This window comes from Paenibacillus timonensis, from assembly GCF_022427145.1.
GTDB classification, from domain to species: Bacteria; Bacillota; Bacilli; order Paenibacillales; family Paenibacillaceae; genus Fontibacillus; species Fontibacillus timonensis.
On the sequence record NZ_JAKSXN010000023.1, the window covers coordinates 13,005 to 32,529 of the forward strand.

General features: G+C 55.1%; 15 protein-coding genes and 1 pseudogene. 5 read left to right on the plus strand and 11 right to left on the minus strand.

Annotation, left to right across the window (positions count from 1 at the left end):
• Nucleotides 1-441 precede the first annotated feature (441 nt).
• Nucleotides 442-2,199: an ABC transporter ATP-binding protein gene (locus MJ257_RS10890; protein ID WP_240269274.1), complete on the plus strand. Its 1,758-nt coding sequence runs from the start codon at nucleotides 442-444 to the stop codon at nucleotides 2,197-2,199.
• Between the two features lie 3 nt (nucleotides 2,200-2,202).
• Nucleotides 2,203-4,275: an ABC transporter ATP-binding protein gene (locus MJ257_RS10895; protein ID WP_240269275.1), complete on the plus strand. Its 2,073-nt coding sequence runs from the start codon at nucleotides 2,203-2,205 to the stop codon at nucleotides 4,273-4,275.
• 50 nt (nucleotides 4,276-4,325) lie between these two features.
• On the opposite strand, the gene MJ257_RS10900 is transcribed toward MJ257_RS10895, so the two are convergent.
• Both MJ257_RS10900 and MJ257_RS10905 read right to left on the minus strand, forming a co-directional pair.
• On the minus strand, nucleotides 4,326-5,219 hold the full coding sequence (locus MJ257_RS10900; protein ID WP_240269276.1) for a protease complex subunit PrcB family protein: 894 nt from the start codon (nucleotides 5,217-5,219) through the stop codon (nucleotides 4,326-4,328).
• 225 nt (nucleotides 5,220-5,444) lie between these two features.
• Nucleotides 5,445-6,530 (minus strand): CobW family GTP-binding protein, encoded by a 1,086-nt coding sequence (locus tag MJ257_RS10905; RefSeq protein WP_372489779.1) that lies wholly within the window; start codon nucleotides 6,528-6,530, stop codon nucleotides 5,445-5,447.
• 156 nt (nucleotides 6,531-6,686) lie between these two features.
• On the opposite strand from MJ257_RS10905, the gene MJ257_RS10910 reads away from it, so the two are divergent.
• Entirely contained in the window at nucleotides 6,687-7,199 is a 513-nt protein-coding gene (locus MJ257_RS10910) for a MogA/MoaB family molybdenum cofactor biosynthesis protein (RefSeq protein WP_240269278.1), read from the plus strand.
• A gap of 75 nt (nucleotides 7,200-7,274) precedes the next feature.
• On the opposite strand, the gene MJ257_RS10915 is transcribed toward MJ257_RS10910, so the two are convergent.
• From MJ257_RS10915 to MJ257_RS10930, 4 genes are all read right to left on the minus strand, one after another.
• Nucleotides 7,275-7,814 (minus strand): hypothetical protein, encoded by a 540-nt coding sequence (locus MJ257_RS10915; RefSeq protein ID WP_240269279.1) that lies wholly within the window; start codon nucleotides 7,812-7,814, stop codon nucleotides 7,275-7,277.
• An 89-nt stretch (nucleotides 7,815-7,903) separates the two neighbouring features.
• On the minus strand, nucleotides 7,904-8,902 hold the full coding sequence (locus MJ257_RS10920) for an acrylyl-CoA reductase family protein (RefSeq protein WP_240269280.1): 999 nt from the start codon (nucleotides 8,900-8,902) through the stop codon (nucleotides 7,904-7,906).
• Nucleotides 8,903-9,102: 200 nt separating this feature from the next.
• Nucleotides 9,103-11,409 carry a thiamine pyrophosphate-dependent enzyme gene (locus MJ257_RS10925; RefSeq protein WP_240269281.1) on the minus strand — a complete coding sequence of 769 codons (2,307 nt, stop codon included), beginning with the start codon at nucleotides 11,407-11,409 and terminating at the stop codon, nucleotides 9,103-9,105.
• Nucleotides 11,410-11,434: 25 nt separating this feature from the next.
• Nucleotides 11,435-12,442: a 2-oxoacid:acceptor oxidoreductase family protein gene (locus MJ257_RS10930; protein ID WP_240269282.1), complete on the minus strand. Its 1,008-nt coding sequence runs from the start codon at nucleotides 12,440-12,442 to the stop codon at nucleotides 11,435-11,437.
• Nucleotides 12,443-12,664: 222 nt separating this feature from the next.
• On the opposite strand from MJ257_RS10930, the gene MJ257_RS10935 reads away from it, so the two are divergent.
• Nucleotides 12,665-13,567: an SDR family oxidoreductase gene (locus MJ257_RS10935; RefSeq protein WP_240269283.1), complete on the plus strand. Its 903-nt coding sequence runs from the start codon at nucleotides 12,665-12,667 to the stop codon at nucleotides 13,565-13,567.
• Between the two features lie 393 nt (nucleotides 13,568-13,960).
• On the opposite strand, the pseudogene MJ257_RS10940 reads toward MJ257_RS10935, so the two are convergent.
• Nucleotides 13,961-15,133 (minus strand): annotated as a pseudogene (locus MJ257_RS10940) (DHA2 family efflux MFS transporter permease subunit); the annotation flags it as partial.
• A 250-nt stretch (nucleotides 15,134-15,383) separates the two neighbouring features.
• On the opposite strand from MJ257_RS10940, the gene MJ257_RS10945 reads away from it, so the two are divergent.
• Complete coding sequence (locus tag MJ257_RS10945; protein ID WP_240269284.1) at nucleotides 15,384-15,989, plus strand: TetR/AcrR family transcriptional regulator; 606 nt, start codon at nucleotides 15,384-15,386, stop codon at nucleotides 15,987-15,989.
• A 142-nt stretch (nucleotides 15,990-16,131) separates the two neighbouring features.
• On the opposite strand, the gene MJ257_RS10950 is transcribed toward MJ257_RS10945, so the two are convergent.
• The 4 genes from MJ257_RS10950 to MJ257_RS10965 all read right to left on the minus strand — a co-directional run bounded on the left by MJ257_RS10950 (nucleotide 16,132) and on the right by MJ257_RS10965 (nucleotide 19,468).
• A complete protein-coding gene (locus tag MJ257_RS10950) occupies nucleotides 16,132-17,586 on the minus strand; it encodes a nicotinate phosphoribosyltransferase (protein WP_240269285.1) in 1,455 nt (484 codons plus the stop codon).
• A 7-nt stretch (nucleotides 17,587-17,593) separates the two neighbouring features.
• The gene (locus tag MJ257_RS10955; protein ID WP_240269286.1) at nucleotides 17,594-18,142 is read right to left on the minus strand and encodes a cysteine hydrolase family protein; all 549 of its coding nucleotides are present in this window, start codon (nucleotides 18,140-18,142) and stop codon (nucleotides 17,594-17,596) included.
• 64 nt (nucleotides 18,143-18,206) lie between these two features.
• Nucleotides 18,207-18,980, minus strand: coding sequence for an NUDIX domain-containing protein (locus tag MJ257_RS10960; protein ID WP_240269287.1), 774 nt, complete (start codon nucleotides 18,978-18,980; stop codon nucleotides 18,207-18,209).
• A 95-nt stretch (nucleotides 18,981-19,075) separates the two neighbouring features.
• On the minus strand, nucleotides 19,076-19,468 hold the full coding sequence (locus tag MJ257_RS10965; RefSeq protein WP_178021897.1) for a PaaI family thioesterase: 393 nt from the start codon (nucleotides 19,466-19,468) through the stop codon (nucleotides 19,076-19,078).
• Nucleotides 19,469-19,525: the final 57 nt, after the last annotated feature.

The window sequence follows — 19,525 nt, forward strand, 5'->3', positions numbered from 1 at the left end:
TTCGATCTGACCCGGGATTAATTGATAGTTACTGAAAAAAATAACGTTTGACATTTTCTTCGGGCCGGTGCTAAAATCGGGAACATACGAGATCGCTTTTCAAGTAATTACCAAATGAGAAAGGGTGAGCACGGTGTTGAAACACAAATTTATGCCTGCGTATCGCGATGCGCATCACATCCAACAATTAAATACCGGAGCAACCCCTGCAGGCTTGGATGAATCTATGCGCTGACCGCCCCTTAGCTTTTAAAGGGTATAAGCGATATCATACACGCGGAGGTTGCTTGCTATAAGTAACGGACGCGACATATGTTATGGTTTTAAGGCATATCGTTTTCGGACGATATGCCTTTTTTGCGGTTTTTTGCAGGTTTAGCACTCTTGTAGAGGTTTTCCGGCAGGTTAGGCAATCGGGAATTCAAAGGAGGAAACCCCATCATGTTTTCGGTATTAAAAAATTTGGGCTGGTTTTTCAAACGTGAAAAAAGGCGTTATGTCATCGGTTTGTTCCTGCTCATTCTGGTGGGCGTCGTGGAATTGGCGCCGCCGCGGCTGCTGGGCAGCGCGATCGATGAAATCGTGGCCGGCACGGTCACTTGGGCTTCATTAACTCAATATATTTTGCTCATTATCGGCGTATTGATCTTCATCTACCTCATTACGTACATATGGATGCATTCTCTGTTCGGGGGTTCGAACCTCGTCGAGCGGCTGCTGCGAACCCGGTTCATGAGCCATCTGCTCCGGATGACGCCGCCGTTCTTCGAGCGGAGCCGCACCGGCGACCTGATGGCCCGTGCGACAAACGATTTGCGGTCGGTCGCCACGACCGTCGGCTTCGGCATGCTGACGTTGACCGACTCGACGGCGTACCTCACGGTGATCTTCGTGGCGATGAGCACGCTGATCAGCTGGAAGCTGACGCTGGCTGCGATCATCCCGCTCCCTTTTATCGCCTTGGCGATGAAAATTTACGGAAAAATCATTCACGAGCGCTACACGCTGGCACAGGATGCCTTCGGGGACATGAACGACCAGGTGCTAGAGTCGGTAGCCGGCATCCGCGTCATTCGCGCTTATGTCCAAGAACGCCATGACGAACAACGTTTTGCGGATATTACGGAAGACGTCTACAAGAAGAATCTGGCGGTGGCCAAAGTCGACGCTTATTTCGAGCCGACGATCCGCTTATGCGTTGGCCTTAGTTATGCGATTGGGCTCACGTACGGCATTTATCTCGTCTTTCATAATGAATTGACCCTGGGCGATCTCGTATCTTTCAACATGTACCTGGGGATGATGATTTGGCCGATGTTTGCGATCGGCGAGCTGATCAACGTCATGCAGCGCGGCGGCGCTTCGCTGGACCGCGTGAACGAAACGCTTAACGAGAAGCCGGACGTCGAAGACGTTCCCAACCCGATCCCGGTCGAAACGCCGGAAACCATCGAGTTTAAGGATGTGACCTTCTGCTATCCGACTTCGACCATCCATAATCTCGAGCATATCGACTTGACGATCAAACGCGGCGAGACGCTGGGGATCGTCGGCCGTACCGGCAGCGGCAAATCCACCCTGCTGAAGCAGCTGCTGCACGAATATCCGGCGGGCAGCGGCGAGCTGACCATCTCGGGCGTGCCGATTCAGCAAATTGCGCTGGACCGGTTGCATGGCTGGATCGGATATGTGCCGCAGGAGCAAATTCTGTTCTCCAAGACGGTGCGGCAAAACATTCAGTTCGGCTCCCCCGGCGCGTCCGATGAGAAAATTCTGGAGGCGATCCGCACGGCGGCCTTCGACCAGGATCTCGGCACGTTGTCCGACGGCCTGGATACGCTTGTCGGCGAGAAAGGCGTCGCCCTTTCCGGCGGCCAGAAGCAGCGGGTCTCCTTGGCCCGGGCGTTTATCGCCGATCCGGAACTCCTGATTCTGGACGACGCCTTGTCTGCCGTCGATGCTCGGACCGAGGCGCGGATCATCGAAAACATCCGCAGCCAGCGCTCCGGCAAAACCACGCTGATCTCCACGCATCGCCTGTCCGCGATTGAACATGCGGATTGGATCGTCGTGCTGGAGAAAGGCAAGATCATCGAAGAAGGTACCCATGAGACGCTGCTGCAGCTAGGCGGCTGGTACCGTGAACAATATGAACGTCAGCAGGTGGAATCGAACCTGACTGACGGGGAGGTGTCTTAAGCCATGCACACCCATACGGGAAAAGCACTTTTCAAATACGCCTTAACGGCGAAAAACACGTTTATCCTCGCGCTCGTCATGCTGGCGATCGGCGTGGCGGCCGAACTGGCCGGCCCGTTTATCGCCCGCTCGATGATCGACGATCATATGCTGGCGATCGAGCAGCCGTTTTATGAAACGACGGTCAAAGACAAAACGACCGTCGACTATGGCGGACGTACCTTTAAGCGGGGCGACCGCTTCGTCGAGGGCGAAACCAAAGGCGCCGAAGTCCGCGTGCTGCAGGTCGGCAAAAGCTTCGTATTTGTGGACGCTGCGGTCCCGGACGTCTCCGGCGACCGCAACTTCGCGGACGGCGTTCTGACCCTCACCGGAAAGGACGGCGCAAGCCGCGAATATCCGGCACAGAAACTTGGCGCGGCGGGTCTGTTCGCTTTTTACAAGCCGGAGGTTCCCGGCATTATGTCGCTCATCATCTGGTATCTCGTGTTCCTGGCCGTGTCCATCGTGATGGAATTCGGCAAAACCTATTGGCTGCAGTCTTCGGCCAACCAGGTGATCCGCAAGCTGCGTATGGACGTTTACGCCCATATTCAGCGGTTGCCGGTGCATTTTTTCGATAATCTGCCGGCCGGGAAAGTCGTCTCCCGCGTCACCAACGACACGGAAGCGGTGAAGGAATTGTTTATCGCCGTACTGGCGAACTTCTTCTCCGGGATCATAAACATGCTGGGCGTTTACATTGCCTTGTTTATCCTGGACGTGCGGCTCGGACTCATCTGCCTGTTCGTCGTTCCGATCATTTACTTGTGGGTTGTTCTCTACCGCAAGTTCGCTACGAAGTACAACACGATTATCCGCTCGCGGTTAAGCGAGATTAACGCCATCATCAACGAATCGATCCAGGGGATGTCGATCATCCGGATTTTCCGCCGCGAGTCGCAAACCAAGGAAGAGTTCGAGAACCTGAACAACGATTACATGAAGCACCAGAACAAAATGCTGAACTTGAACGCGTTCACTTCGCACAATCTGGTTAATGTGATCCGTAATCTGGCGTTTGCCACCGTGCTTTGGTATTTCGGCTCGGCGCAGCTGGACGGCACCAGCGTGATTTCGCTTGGCGTGCTGTATGCTTTCGTCGATGTGCTTGGGCGGTTGTTCCAACCGATCACCGGGATGGTCAACCAACTCGCCGCGCTCGATTCCTCGATGGTCTCCGCCGGCCGGGTGTTCGCGCTCATGGACGAACCGGGCGAGGACGTCGTTGACGGTTCGATGCCGCGCTACAAAGGGAACGTGGAATTTAAGGACGTCTCGTTCGCCTACAAGAAAGATTACGTGCTGAAAAATATCTCCTTCGAGGCGAAGCAAGGCCAAACGGTCGCGCTGGTCGGACACACGGGCTCCGGCAAAAGCTCGATCATCAACCTCCTGTTCCGGTTTTACGATCCGCAGAAAGGCACGATCACGATCGACGGCCAGCCGGTAACGGAGCTGCCGAAGCAGTGGATCCGCCACCATATGGGGATCGTGCTTCAAGATCCGTACCTGTTCACCGGGACGATCCTGTCGAACGTCACGCTGGGTGATGAACGCATCTCCCGCGAGACGGCGGAGAAAGCGCTGATCGACGTGGGCGCGGACCGAATTTTGGCCCACTTGCCCAAAGGCATGGATGAACCGGTCGTGGAAAAGGGCAGCACGTTATCCGCCGGCGAACGTCAGCTGATTTCCTTCGCTCGGGCGCTCGCGTTCGACCCGGCGATTCTGATCCTCGATGAGGCGACAGCCAACATCGACACGGAAACCGAAGCGTTGATTCAGTCCGCGCTGGAAGTGCTGAAACGCGGCCGGACGACGTTCATCATCGCCCACCGGCTGTCTACGATCCGCAGCGCCGATCAGATCCTCGTCCTGCACCGCGGCGAAATCGTCGAACGCGGCACGCATGAAGAACTGCTCGCGCTGGGCGGCCGGTACTATCAAATGTACCGGCTGCAGCTGGGAGCTGCCGAAGTTCCAGCCGCACCCGGCGCCGGACCCGCCATCACGCCGGTGGCGAATCCAACTTAATTAACAAAACAACCGTTCCTTTAAAACCAGGAACGGTTGTTTTTTTGCCTTTAAGGCAAACGCTTGATAACGACCTGATACGCGTTGGAGACAAACGTTTCCGCCTTCGTATCGGTGATGACCTGGATATACCCTTGATCCGGGTCAGGGGACAAGAGCTCGTAGTAGACGGTGGCCGTGCTGCCGGAGAACTCGATCTTGGCTACGCGAATGCCGTAGCCCGGATTCGGCTGCTCCGCCCGGGTCAGTTCGACTTTGTTGATTTGGTCGTTCACCTTTTCGACTTGAAAGCTTACTTTATCCTTCATTTCTTGTTCGGCTTCCTTCTGTTTGTTGACGAATTCTGCGGCGTTATAAACGAGACGTGCCGCGTCGATTCGTGAAATCGCCTGCTTCGGATTAAATTTCCTCTGCTCGTCCAGATTGGCGATTTTCATCAGCAGCAAGGTCTGGATGCTGTTGGCATAATCCGGATTCATTTGATCCGCGTCGACGACCTCGATATACATTTTAATCGTCGGATAGTTCCCCGTCGCGTTGACCGCTTGCATCAAAAGGTCGGCGAACGCTTCCCGCGTCAGTTCGCCATTCGGCGCGAAATCCTTCGGTAGCTTCATGCCGTTGTCTTCGGCAATCCGCAGCGAGGATGCATACCATTCGGTTGGGTCGGAAGATTGCGGCGAGCCGCCTGCTTTGGCTTTTAAGTCAAGCGCTTTGACGATCATATGTACGCCTTGCGCACCGGTCAGCTTGCCCAGCGGAACGAATTTGTCCTTCGTGATCCCTTGAATGATCCCCTTTCGCTGCAAAGCATCCGTCATGTCGGCGTCTTGTCCTTGGACATCGCTGAAGGCGGATACGGAAGTGGCCAGGAGCAGCGAGCCGGTCATCAGCAGAGTTGCGGCCAGTTTCGTCTTGCGGCCGGTTGTTGTTTTCATTTTCATCTTATCCTCACCTCTGCCCTCCTAGACGGCTCGTCCGCTCCAAAGGTTGCATCCCTTCTCGTCGGCCAGCAGATTTCTACACGCTCGCCTGCTTTTATGAAAATGTAGTCCTAGGTTGCCCCGGGCAAACTTAAATTAATCGACGCAAAGGAGAGAACCGCGGCGGCTCGCGGTTCTCTCTCAGTCAACATCGGTTGGTTCCGAAGGCAGGTTCATCTTGATGAACTACATCGATGGTTTACGTTCCAGTGCGTTTAGCCGCTGGGCGATTTCGTGTTTGTCAAAATGCTCGCCGATAAACACGGCCACGTCGGGGACGTCCCCCTGCGGCGTAATTTTCAGATAATCGGCTTCCCGGTACGCATATTGGAACAAGAAACGGCTGGCCGTATCGGTAAACCGCAAAACGCCTTTACCGCGATAGACTTCCCGGGGCAATTCGGCGATAAAACGCTCGAAGTCCATGCTGTCCACCGGCCCGTCAAAATAGTGCGTGTACACGGTGACATGCTCATGCGATGCATGGGGATGAACGTGATCGTGATCATGGTTGTGTTCATGTTGAGGATATCCATGTTCATGGCCGTGAGTATGATCATGATCATGCCGATGATCAATAGCGCCGTGATCTTGCTCATGAGCAGCTTCGCTGTTTTGCTCTATGTACGCAGCGCCGCGTTGAACCAAAGGGTTGGAGTTGTCTTGCTCCTCTTCCGGCTTCCATAGAGTCGTTACATCTACATCGCATTTCACCGCAGGGATGATCCGCGCGTAGGGGTTCGTGCGGCGTAGAAACTCCGTCATTTCCCGCTGACGATCAGGTTCGAGCAAGTCGATCTTATTCAGGATAAGCACGGAGCCGCAGCGGATTTGCTCCATCATAAGCCGGTACGTTTTTCCTTGCTGCGACGCGTGCAAATCGGCCAGATGGGCGGCATCGACGACCGTTACCATCGGCTTGATGTCCAATTTGAGATAAAGCGACACCTCGGTCACCGCATCGAAGATTTCCATCGGATTGCCCGCGCCCGTCGCCTCGATGACGATCAGGTCCGGCTTCTCCCCTTCGATCAGTTCGGCCATCTGCACGCTCAGGTCGCCGCGAATGGTGCAGCAGATGCAGCCGTCCAGCATTTCAGCCATCGGCACGTCGCTGGATACGAGCAAACCATCGAGGTTCACTTCCCCGATTTCGTTCATGATCACGGCCGGACGAAGCCCCTGCTCCCGCCAGTGACGAATCAGCCGTTGGAGCAGCGTCGTTTTGCCGCTCCCCAAAAATCCGGACAATATATAAACGGGTGTCACCACGTTTTCCACCTCATCTCCTAAGATCTAAACGATAAAATGCATACGAATGCGAGTTTACACCAACCTTACAGGACATGCAACCACTTTTCCAGCATAACCCCGGCCGTTCAAACATGATACAATGGAGATAACATCCAAAGAAAGGAAGCGAACGCGATGAGATCCGTCGATGAACACCGAATGGAAGCGCCGAACGAGGTATCCTGCCTCGTGATCACCGTCTCCGATACGCGTACGGAAGAGACCGATACCAGCGGCCGGCTGATCCAAGAGTTGCTTCGGCACAACGGGTATCATGTTGCCCGCTATACCATCGTCAAAGACGATTATGACGGCATTCGCCAGTTGCTGCGGGAAGCAGCCTCAGATCGGGAGATCGAAGCCGTCCTTCTGAGCGGAGGAACCGGCATTGCCCCGCGGGATACCACATATGAAGCAGTGCGCAGCCTGCTCAATAAGGAGATGCCGGGCTTCGGGGAAATTTTCCGTTACCTCAGCTTTACCGAGGATATCGGCTCGGCCGCCATCCTTAGCCGCGCGATCGCCGGGACGATCGGCAACATGGCGGTCTTCTCCATGCCCGGTTCACAGGGCGCCGTCAAGCTGGCGATGGAAAGGATCATCCTTCCCGAGCTGCGTCATGTCATGCGCGAAATCTACAAGAAATAAGCGCGAAAAACCAACCGCTTACCCTCCTCGAACGAAGGCAACGGTTGGTTTTTTTTTAAATACCTCTGCTGCAGCTTACTCCGAACGATCCTTCATCTGCTCCAATAACCGACCAAATACCGCCTTCATTTCCTTACGGTATTGGCTGTCCTTCTGCGCGCTTGAGGCATAAACCAAAGCGGTGTTGCCTTTAGCCGACAGAACGGACGCCTGGCTCGCCGCCGAGCGGGTCGCGATCTGTTGTTTTCCGTCACCGGTTCCGTAGATTTCCTCGATTTCGCGGATTCGATCCTGTTCGCTAGGAAACACGTGCACGATAATGAAATGCCGCGCGTCCCCGTTGATAAAATAACTGTAGCTAATATTCCCGTCGAGCCCTTCGGCATAAGTTTCATGGGTTAGCCGGATTCCCCGCTGCGCGCATTCCGCCTTTAAAGCTTGCAGCATCGCCGTGTTCAGCGTCGTGCCGCTCGTCAATTGGCGTTCGTTCCCTTGCCGGTAGCTCTGCATGTTATATTTGCTCATTTCATCCTTGGCCACCCGCTGCAGGTTGCCGCACCCTGCTGTCAGCGACAGGGCCAGGGCCATTCCCAATCCAACCTTCCACCATCTCATTGACATCCATCCTTTATCCTAAGCTTGTAAGCCAGCTTCGGCCGATGGTGTTAGGTTGTCTCATCCTCCCCCAATTTATACCATACGGGTTAGTTGATGAAGGAAATGACCTGGCGTCCGACGGCTTTGCCGGCCAGTACCGTATTCAAGGCTTCCGGCAACTGCTCCAGCGGATACTCGGTCACGCCTGCGGTCAACACCCGTTCCGGCTTCCAATCGCCGGCCAGCAGCTTCCAGAGCTGGTGACGCAGCGGCTCCGGACAAAAAACGGAATCGATGCCCAGCAAATTGACGCCCCGCAAAATGAAGGGATACACGGAGGTTTCGATTGCGCCGCCGCCGGTTAGTCCCGACAAGGCGACGGACCCGCCGTACTGTACCGATTTGAGCAGATCGGCGGTCATTGCGCCCCCTACGGGATCCACGATCGCGGCCCACCGCTCTTTGCCGAGAACGCCTTTGGCCCCCGAAGCCGCTTCCTCGCGGGAGAGGAACTCGGCGGCGCCAAACGCCGTCAACTTCTCCCGCGCCTCCGGCTTTCCGGTGACGGCCGTTACGGCGAACCCGAGCCGGCTGAGGATCGCCACGGCCATGCTGCCGACCCCGCCGGTGGCACCGAGGACGAGAACGGGGCCTTGTCCCGGCGCCAACCCGTTATCCAGCAGGCGCCGCACCGACAGGGCTGCCGTAAACCCGGCCGTCCCGATCGCCATCGCTTCCCGGGCCGTGAGCCCCTCCGGCAGCGCCACCAGCCAGTCGCCCGGTACGCGGGCGACCTCGGCGAACCCGCCCTCATGCGAGACGCCTAGGCCGTAGCCGGTGCAGAGCACCCGGTCACCAGGCTGGAATCTTGTATCGCGGGAGGCCATGACCTCTCCGGCCAAATCGATGCCGGGGATAAACGGGTAGGTTTTGACGATTTTCCCCTCCGGAATGCTGGCCAATCCGTCTTTATAGTTGACGCTGGAATAATGCACCTTGACGGTGACGTCGGCGTCGGGAAGCGTCGAGACGTTCAAGTGCTCGACCCCCGACCGGAACCCGGACTCGTCCTGGTGTACGCGAAACGCGCGAAATAACTGATCCATACTGCTAACTCCTCCTTCACTTGCTTATCTTCTACTTAACGAAAAAAGCGGCCATATGCCGCTTCCTTCGGTTATTATTAAAAGCCTCCAAATAAAGGTTCATAAAGTGAGCAACGGAAGGCCCGGCTGAATACAAGATTTGATGCCGAATAGACTTCTTGATCTTACTTCGTGAACAAAAGACGACTTTTTGAACGACCTTACAAATAGGGGTTTTCGTGTTTGGCTTGGAGGACTCTCCAGCGCCGTTCCACCTCTTGCTCGAACTCCGCCAAAGCCTCGGCGTTTTCCGGCTTCGTCAAGTGGCGGGTTTTGCCCATCGTCTTCAGCCAATCCGTCAGCGGAATGTGGTTGCCCTTCTCTTCCGGATTGTAAGTGATGGTCGTCTGCCCGTGTTCCACCTCGTACAGCGGGAAGAAGCAGGAATTGACGGCCGCGTCGATGATGTTGGTACCCTGATCGTCCGGTGAAATCCAGTTGAGCGGGCAAGCTATCAATATTTTACCATAAACCAGCCCTTCGTTTTGCGCGTACCACTGGGCTTTGGCTGCTTTTTTCACCAAATCCTGCGGATAAGCCTCACTGCCCGTGAAGACGTAAGGAATGTTCGTCGCTGCCATGATTTGCGGCGTGTCTTTATGTTGGAAGGCTTTCCCCTTCTGCACTTTGCCGATGTTCGACGTAGACGTACGGTGGCCTAGAGGAGTCGAATACGACAGCTGCGCCCCGGTATTCATATATCCTTCGTTATCATACTCGATAATGATCATTTTATGACCCCGCAGCGCAGCGCCGATCGCCGGCCCCATGCCGATGTCCATCCCGCCGTCGCCGGTGACCATCACGAAGGTGAAGTCGTCCTGGAGGCCGAGCTCGTCGAGTTCGCCGCGGCGTTTTCTTTCCCAGAACATTTCCACGACCCCGGACAAGGTGGCCGCTCCGTTCTGGAACAGATTATGGATGTACGTCGCTTTATGGGACGAATACGGGTATCCGGTCGTCACGACCATCGCGCAGCCCGTATGGAACAGGGCAACGATATCGCCTTCGATCCCTTTAAAGAACAGCTCCAGGCCGGAGAAAATCCCGCAGCCCGGGCAAGCGCCGTGTCCCGGTGCAATCCGTTTCGGCTTCTTCGTCAACGCGCGAAGCGGCGGAATGCGCACGCCCAGCTTGCCGGTTTCTTCATTTTTGGTGACCGTAATCAGTCCGGTCTTCAAATCTTCGAATTTGAGCGGATTCATCACCCGCTTCGGTGCTTTCTCTGAATTCCCCGGCGTATGGCCGTAATAGTCGAACGGCACTTCCACACGGCCCTCCTTCGCCGCATCGATCGCCAATTGGAACAAGTGATGCCCGTCCTCGGCGTAAAACTCCTTGCCCCCAAGGCCGTAAATCCGGCTGATCACCTGCGTCGTATGGTTGCCGTGCGTAAACAGCGCGGCTTTGATCTCGTTAACCATATTGCCGCCATACGCGCCGTAGGAATCGCCGCGGTCGCCAACCGTAATGGCTTTCACGTTCTTCAACGCCTCGGCGATTTGCTTCTGCGGGAATGGACGGATCATGTTGGGCGCGATCGAGCCGGCTTTGATGCCTTGGCGGCGCAAATCGTCCACGACGTCCTTGATGATTTCGGAGGCCGAATTCATCAAGAAGACCGCGACCTCGGCGTCATCCATCCGGTAGAGGTCGAGCATTGGATAGTCCCGGCCGGTCAATTCCGCATATTCGCCGGCTATGCGTTCAAAGACGCGTTCGGCATTGTACATCGCAACGGACTGCTGGTAGCAGTTATTGATGTAATCCGGTTCGTTCATGTAAGGACCGACGGTAATCGGTTTGTTGCGGTCCAGCGTATGCGGGAAATCTCCAGGCGGTCGTTCGCCAACAAACTTCAAAACGTCTTCCTGGTTAGCGAAGGTGTGCACGCGGCGTTTCTGATGGGACGTAAAGTACCCGTCCGAAGCCACCAGCACCGGGAGACGGACTTCCGGATCCTCCGCCAGCTTGATCGCCATCAGGTTCATGTCGTAAACCGCCTGTGGATCGCGGCACATCAGGATCGGCCAACCGGTGTTCAGCGCAAAATACAAATCCGAGTGGTCGCCGTGAATGTTCAGCGGTCCGGAAATCGACCGGCAGACCAGGTTCATGACCATCGGGAAGCGCGTTCCCGATTGGACGGGCATCTGCTCCAGCATGTACAAATAACCTTGGGCACTGGTCGCGTTAAAGACCCGTCCTCCGGCCGTGGAAGCCCCGTAGCAGATGCCCGCGGAGCTGTGTTCGCCGTCCGACGGAATCAACTTGATGTCATGTTGACCGTTCGCCTTCATCAAATCGAGGAATTGCGCCACCTCGGTGGAAGGGGAGATTGGAAAATACCCCATAATATGATAATTGATCTGGCTGGCTGCATAAGCCGCCATTTCATTTCCCGATTCATAAACCACGCGCTGCTCTATCGTGCCCGCGCGGCGTTCTTTTTCCATATCGATCGCCATCTTTCATTACCACCTTTCCAGCTTTTTAGCGAATCGCCAAATCGAACAAATGCGGAACCCGGTGCTCCTCGGCATACCCGTCTTCTTCCCGCTCCCCGGACAACGCGTCGGTCGGGCAAGCATGGATGCATTTCAAACAACCTTTGCAATATTGATAGTCGATGCCGGTCAGGAACATTTGCGGACGACCCTTCTTGTCGGGTCGTTCTTCCCAGACGAAGCAGTTATCCGGGCAGACGTTGTCGCACTGGGCACAGTGAATGCACGACTCTTCCTTGAAATGCGGCATCATCCCGGAACGGGAAATGCTGAGGTCCTTCAGGATACTGTTGCCCGGATTGAGGATCACCCCGCCAATCGGCTGGGTTTCATAACCCAGGACCGGTGTATCCGCACGGACGAAATCAGGCATGCTGACGCCGGCCGGCAGCGCGAACGTTTCGAAGACGACTTCGTTATAACCCCGGTCAAACGTAGCCAAAGCTGGCGCCACGGTTTGCGGATATTTCTTCTCCAGCGATTTGCGGATGACGTCCTTCATCGTTTCGGGATCAAGGAACGGGCACAGCCGGAACAAAGCTCCGAGCATCGCCATGTTCACCCGGTTTTTCTCTTCGAGCGCAATGCCGGTGGCATCGATCACTGCGATCGTGCCGCCGATCAGCTTCATTTTCTCCTTTAACTGCTGCGGGGTTTTGCGCGAGTTGACCAGCACGGTGCTATCCTCGTAAATCCCGCTGATGACGTTCACCGTCTTGGCCAGCGCCTCCTGAAAAATCCCCACGATATGCGGGCGTTCCACCGGCGACGTATCGCGGATCGGCGTATTTAAATCGCAGAAGCGGATATGTGCCTTCACCGGCGATCCTTTTTTCTCCGACCCATAAGAAGAAAAGCTGACCCCATTGAGTCCGGCTCCTTCAACCCCGGCTTCGGCCAGCATTTTCCCTGCCAGGTTCGCACCTAGTCCCCCAATGGATTCCAAACGGATTTCAAAAAATCCCAGCTCGTTTAATTTCGGTAATTGTACCACGCGCTTGACTCCCTTCTTCGCAAATGCGAGTTCATCACGACGTAAATAAGTGCAAAACATCACACAAAAAGAAATCTTTCTTAATTTTAAAATTTATCATAGATGCGATGTGACTTATGTAACAAATGTCATATAGACATTCTTGGCTGGGCGAATACACCAGCCCGCCCTGTGCTGAATAGGATAACGGCAAAACCCTTTTTCCCAGGAGGACGAAAAAACATGATTCCCGAATACCCTTACTACAGCTCGAAAACGGTATGCCAAGAGCAACCGATCACTTTCCCGCCGCAGCATCAACCCCGGCAGCCCGGCTTGGAAACGTTGATGGTACCGCCCCCGATCTCCGAAAATCCCGCTTACGTCGGCAGCGGCAAGCTGAAGGATAAGGTCGCCATACTGACCGGCGGCGACAGCGGCATCGGACGGGCCACGGCGATTGCCTTCGCCAAAGAAGGCGCGGACCTGGCTATCGTGTACCTGTACGAACATGAGGACGCCCAGGCAACCAAACGCCGCGTAGAGGAGTTGGGCCGGCGCTGCCTCTTGATCCCCGGCGATCTACGGCAAGAGGCCTTCTGTAAAGCGGTCATCCACCATACGCTGCATCATTTCGGTAAAATCGATATCTTGGTGCTTAATCAGGCGGTTCAATATCCTCAAGGACAGGGGATCGAGGCCATTTCCGCCGAACAGCTGCACCAAACCTACGCCACCAACATTTTTCCACACTTCTACATGACCAAGGCCGCGCTTCCCTTTTTACGGTCCGGCAGCACGATTATCAGTACTGCTTCGATTACGGCTTACGCCGGTGCCCCCCTGCTGATCGATTATTCTTCCACCAAAGGCGCGGTCGTTTCCTTTACCCGCTCCCTGGCTTTGTCGCTCGTTGATCGGGGCATTCGCGTGAATGCCGTGGCGCCGGGACCGATCTGGACCCCGCTCATCCCGTCCAGCTATTCCGCGGAATACGTCTCCACGTTTGGGCTGGAAACGCCGATGAAACGGGCCGGACAGCCGTTTGAGCTGGCGCCGGTGTACGTTTTCTTGGCCTCCGACGATTCCAGCTTCGTGACCGGGCAAACGATTCACGTGAATGGCGGCGCGATGATTACGAGTTAACACCGCCCAGTAAACGAAAAGCACCCTTTCCGCAAGGAAAGAGTGCTTTTCGCATATCATCATTGAAATTAATGGCCCGCCATCAGGCTGGGATCCGCTTGAGCCCCCTCGGCCGCTTGATCGTTGGCCGAATCGGGTTGTTTTTTCGGTCTGGACAACATGAGGGTCAGCAAAAATCCGACGCCCGCAATACATGCCGCCAGGAAATAGGTTTCCCCAAAACCGGATGCGGCCGCCTCCAGCGGATTTCCGCCTTGAGCCGTCTCCGCCATATGGCTGCTGATTTGGGAGGTCAGATAACCGGTTAAGCCGGCCACCGCAAAGGATACGATCCACCTGCTGCGCCGCCGTCATGAGCGGAGTGACTCGGGCCACCAAATGGCGCGGTGCGGAGTTCAGGATATGCGTGTTCAGCGGCATCATCGTCAGCCCCATCCCGCCGCCAAGCAGGCCCAGCGGCACCAGCACCATCGTCAGCGGAGTGTCCGCCGTGATTCGCGACAGCAGGAACAACGCCGTGGATACGACGCCAAGGCCGATAAAAGCCAGCGGCCGTGCACCCACCCGGTCAAACAAACGTCCGCTGATCGGCATGAAGAAGGCCGACATCAGCGCTTGAGGTAGCAAATAAATCCCGGTCTCCAGCGCATTGTAGCCTCTCACTTGCTGCAAGTATAACGGGGTAAGAATCATCGAACCGAACAAAGCTGCCTGGGCGATCCATACCAAGATGATCCCCCGGGTAAAATGGGAGGACCGGAATACGCGCAGCTCAAGCAGCGGCTGCTTATGCCTGATTTCAACCAGGATGAATAGAAGTAAGGCGATCCCCCCAACGATAAGGCCGGTAATCGTCGTAGCCGAAGTCCAGCTGGTCCCCCCTTCGCTGACTCCGTAGGTTAACATGGCGAAAGCGATCGGGGCCAGGATCATCCCCAGTTTATCCAACTGCGGCGCCTCCCGGCGTTCGGACTTAGGCAAGAACCTGAGCCCAATAAGAAAAGCAAGAATTCCAATCGGCAGATTAATCAGAAAAATCCAATGCCAGCTTACGTTCTCTACCAGCCAACCGGATAAAACCGGACCCAGAGCGGGTGCCAGCAGCATCGGTACGCCCAGCGCCCCCATCACTGCGCCCCGCTTCTCGGGCGGCGCCAGCTTGAACACCATGGCAAAGCCGATCGGCGATACCATCCCGCCGCCCAAGCCTTGGATGATGCGAAAAACGATCAACTGCTCCGGCGTTTGCGCTACGGCGCATAATACCGAGCCGATCGTAAACAACGCGATCGTCATCAGAAAGATGCGTTTCTCCCCAAATTTATCGGTCATCCAGCCGGCCAGCGGAATGACGGCGGACAAAGCCAGCGTGTAACCGGTGATTGTCCATTGGACGGTCTTCAAATCGGTGGCGAAGAAGTCGACCAGTTTGGGCACGGCCACATTCACTACCGTGCTGTCCAAGATCACCATAATCATCCCGACGATTACGGCCATCAGCGGCGCGATGATCGATCGGATGGAAAATTCCTTGGCTTCGATCGAACTTTCCACAGTTTTCGGCATCCTCTCACTCAGCTTTCTCTTTAATTTAAACACCGTTTAAAACAATGTTTAAATCAAATTTAAACGGATGCCCGGGATTTGTCAAGATACCTATCGCCGGTAGCACCTTCAAATTCTGGTTGGAGCTCCCTTCGCCTTGTTCTTGACACCGCAAGTGAAAGCGTATTATGTTGAATTTAAACATCTTTTAATCCTATCTTGACATTTGATATACTTGGCAGAAGAATGGATGGCATAAAGGAGCAAAACTATGAGTAATTGCGCCGAGGGGCTGACAACCAAACAGAATATCATTCAGGCAACATTGGAGCTTATTAAGACGGAAGGGGCGGACCAGGTCACTTTGCGCAAGATCACCGCTGCCGCTAATGTCAATCTAGCCCTGGTGAATTACTATTTCGGTTCCAAGGACAATCTGATCAATGAAGCGCTCAAATTGCTGCTGACTACATTTCAAGCTAATTTTTCCGTTCTGGACGATACCACGCTTAATCCCAAAGACCGATTAAAAGCTTTTATTCTACAATATGTGGATTCGGTGCTGCAATATCCCGGTTTGCTGCATGAGGTCCTGGGCAAGGGACGGATTACTTTCGATTCCCGGCAGGATTTCACCAGTTTTATGAAAACGACCGGATTCAGCAAGATCAGCGGCACGCTGGAGGAGATCACGGGCGAAACCAATACGGAAACTCTGTACATCATGATGATGCAAATCAATGCGGCCGTGTTGTTCCCGCTCGTCCTGGCAAGGCAGATCAAGCACTTGGAGAACCGTCCGGGCAAAGAAGCCGTGGAGCGGCAGATTGATATTTTGTTTGACCATTATTTTGCGAAATACGAGACCCGTCGTTAACTTGTCGAATCCGGCGGCCGATCCGCCGATTTATAGCGCTTTTTGCGCTTTCCCGAGAAATAATTTTATTCCGCGCAAAAAAAGATCGCTCCGCCGATTGGCGGGAAGCGATCTTTTTGTCATGCGGGATGGTGCACCGGCGTTACTCTTCCTGCTGCCCCAAATATTCCTCGATCATCTTTTGCTTTAATTCCCAGGCTTCCTGGCTTAAGCTGATGCGGTAAATTTCCGGGTTCAGCTTGCGCAGGTACTCCGGCCAGAACAAGTCCAGCTGGTCCCGATGATACTGGCGGATTTGATCCAGCGTAGGCAATTCGTATACAAGCTGACCGTCCACGAAGATCGGCTGCAGCATCGCTACGGCTTCGTAGTTCTTCACCGACTTTTTGATGTAGGGATGGACCGGATCGAACAATCGAAGGCTTCCGCCCGTCCGCGCTTGCTGCTCATGCGGAAAGCAGATGTAATCCGCGATCGCTTTGCCGCTGTCTTTGCTGACAATGCGCAGCACGTCTTTTTTGCCAGGGGTCGTGACTTTCTCCGGGTTGCCGGAAATTTTGATCGTCGGCTCCATCCGTCCATCTTTCTCCCGTTCTACCAGCTTATAGACGCCCCCCAATGCCGGTTGATCCGCCGCCGTAATCAACTGGGTCCCCACGCCCCAAATATCGATTTTCGCGCCCTGCGCCTTCAGGTTAAAAATCGTATTCTCGTCCAAGTCGTTCGATGCGACGATTTTAACGTAAGGCAAGCCGGCGTCATCCAGCATTTTACGGGCCTGGATCGACAAGTAGGCCAAATCGCCGCTATCCAGACGGATGCTGCCGAGCCGCTTGCCGGCGGCTTCCAGCATTTTACCGGTACGGATGGCATGCGGCACGCCGCTCTTCAGCGTATCAAACGTATCGACCAGCAGCGACACCTGATCCGGCAGCGCCTTGGCGTACAATTCGAAGGCTTCCTGCTCCGAATCGAAGATCTGCACCCACGAGTGGGCGTGCGTCCCTTTGGTCGGAATGCCGAAATTCTCGCCGGCGAGCAGGTTGGACGTCGCATCAAAGCCGGCTACGTAAGCCGCCCGTGCCCCCCAAATGGCCGCATCGGCTTCCTGTGCCCGTCGGGTGCCGAACTCCAGAAGCACGTCGTTTTCGGCCACCCGTTTGACCCGCGACGCTTTGGTCGCAATTAAGGTCTGGAAATTCATGAAATTCAACAGCGCCGTTTCGACCAACTGCGTCTCCATGATCGTTCCTTCCACGCGGATCAACGGCTCGTTCGGGAAACAAAGGGCGCCTTCCGCCATCGACAACAGCGTGCCTTTAAATTCGAACCCGCGCAGCAGGTCGAGAAATTCCGGTTTGTAGTTCTCTTCCTGCTTGGCCAAATACGCTAAATCCTCTTCCGTAAACCGGAGCTGCCGAATATAGTCCACGATCCGCTCCAAGCCTGCAAACACCGCATACCCGTTGCCGAACGGCAGTTTGCGGAAGTAGGCTTCAAACACCGTCTTTCGCAAATGCGTTCCGTTCATCCAATGCGCGTAGATCATATTAATCTGATATTTATCGGTATGCAGTGCTAAACCCGTGGTTGGCATCGCCTGTTCATCCTCTCTGGCTGTTCGTTACGTTCGCTCCCAAACTGCTGCGGAAATGGCCCAGCGCCCAGGCATGGCCTTCCGGGTTGAAGCTAGCTACCGCATCTTCATAGACCGTAATGGCAAATCCCTTGTTGTACGCGTCCACCGCCGTATGCAGCACGCAAATGTCCGTGCACACGCCGATCAGATGCACCTCCGTCACTCCCCGCTCCCGCAGCTTCAGCTCCAAGTCCGTGCCGCAAAACGCGCTGTACCTTGTTTTGTCCATCCAATAAATCCGGTTCCGGTTCTGATTGTATACTTCAGCCAATCGGCCATATAAAGCGCGCCCTTCCGTATCCCTCAAATTATGGGGCGGGAACAGCTTCGTTTCCGGATGCCATTGATCTTCCCGTTCATGCAGATCCACTGCCATGACGACAAAATCGCCTTGCGCCGCAAAAGATTCCGTCAACCGGCAAACGGCCGGTTCGATATCGATCGCCGGCTGGCCAACCGGAAGGTTGCCGTCCACGAAATCATTCGTATAATCGATGACGATCAGAGCTTTCATGATCTCACTCTCCCTTTGTACAATCCCGTTCGCCGTCAGCCGTTAAGTTATGTAAGTGATGCAGTTACGTATAGATGGACAGCTGCGGCGTGAAATCGGTAAACCGGTACAGCTGGGCCGGACGCTGTGAATACTGGTTCGATAACATCAGTTTGCCGGTTTCGTCGCGAACCTCCTCCAGTATCCCCTGACGGCTGCGCGTCGATGTAATTTTGCGGATAAAATTCAGCTCGGCGAAATCCGGAACGACCGTTTGGATGACTTGATACAATTCGCCCAGCGTAAAATGCGGAGGCAAAAACTGCTTGGCGATCGTCGTATGCAGCATTTGCTGCTGAATGCGTTTATAGGCGTCCTGCAAAATTTCGCGGTGGTCGAAGGCCAACTGCAAATCTTCCAACGCCTCGCGTACGGTAAAGAGGCCCACCTCTTGCGCATCATCCGCCGACTGCCGTTTTTCCAGCACCCATTCCTCCACCAGCGCGAAAAAGGCATGCGAGATAATCCAGCCGCGCGGATCGCGGCCCGGCTTGCTGTATACGCCCAGGTATTCCAGATGGGAGCCGTCGACGCCGGTTTCTTCCTTCAGTTCGCGGCGGGCGGTTTCGTATAGAGATTCGTCCTCCTGCGAGAAACCGCCAGGCAATGCCCAGGCTCCGGCAAACGGCCAGCTCCGCCGGCGGATCAGCATGACCTTCAGATCAAAGCGCGGCAGCGACTTGGTCGATGCCTTTCGTTCCTGCCTCGTCAGCGTAAACATGACGATATCGGCCGGGATCCCGTCCGGCGTGCGATATTTCTTAACCTCATTAACTACCTGCTTTTGTTCTTCGTTCATCACGTATCACCACATAGTCTAGGATAACGCCGGTTAGAAGGACATCCCGGCATTTACGAATCATGCGAATCGAACCCGCCGACGGTACCCGTCGATTACTTCGGCAAACGGAACGTGGCCGTCGAGATGCAGCCCAGGGTCCCTTCCTCGTTGCGGACCTCGGATCGGAGCGTCATCGTCCGATGGGTCTCATGCAGCGGGTAAGCCGACACCACCAGTTCTCCCGTCCGCATCGGACTAAGGAAGTTGACGTTTAGGTGGGTCGTCACCCCAAGCTTGCCTTTGATCGTCGCGACCAGCGTGCCCATCGCTTGATCCATCATGGACGACAGTACGCCGCCATGTACGATACCCATGGAGTTGAGATGAGAGGCCTCTGCCGTAAGGCCAAGCTCCACGAGGGTCTTGTCGGCCGAAATGAGCCGCAGTCCCAAGAGCCCCCAGAACGATTGCTCATCGCGACGTTGTACTTCTTCGCTCCAATTCACGTGTTGTCCCCCTATCGTTGCTTCTCTCTATATTATAATATTCCGAAGAAACGGTGC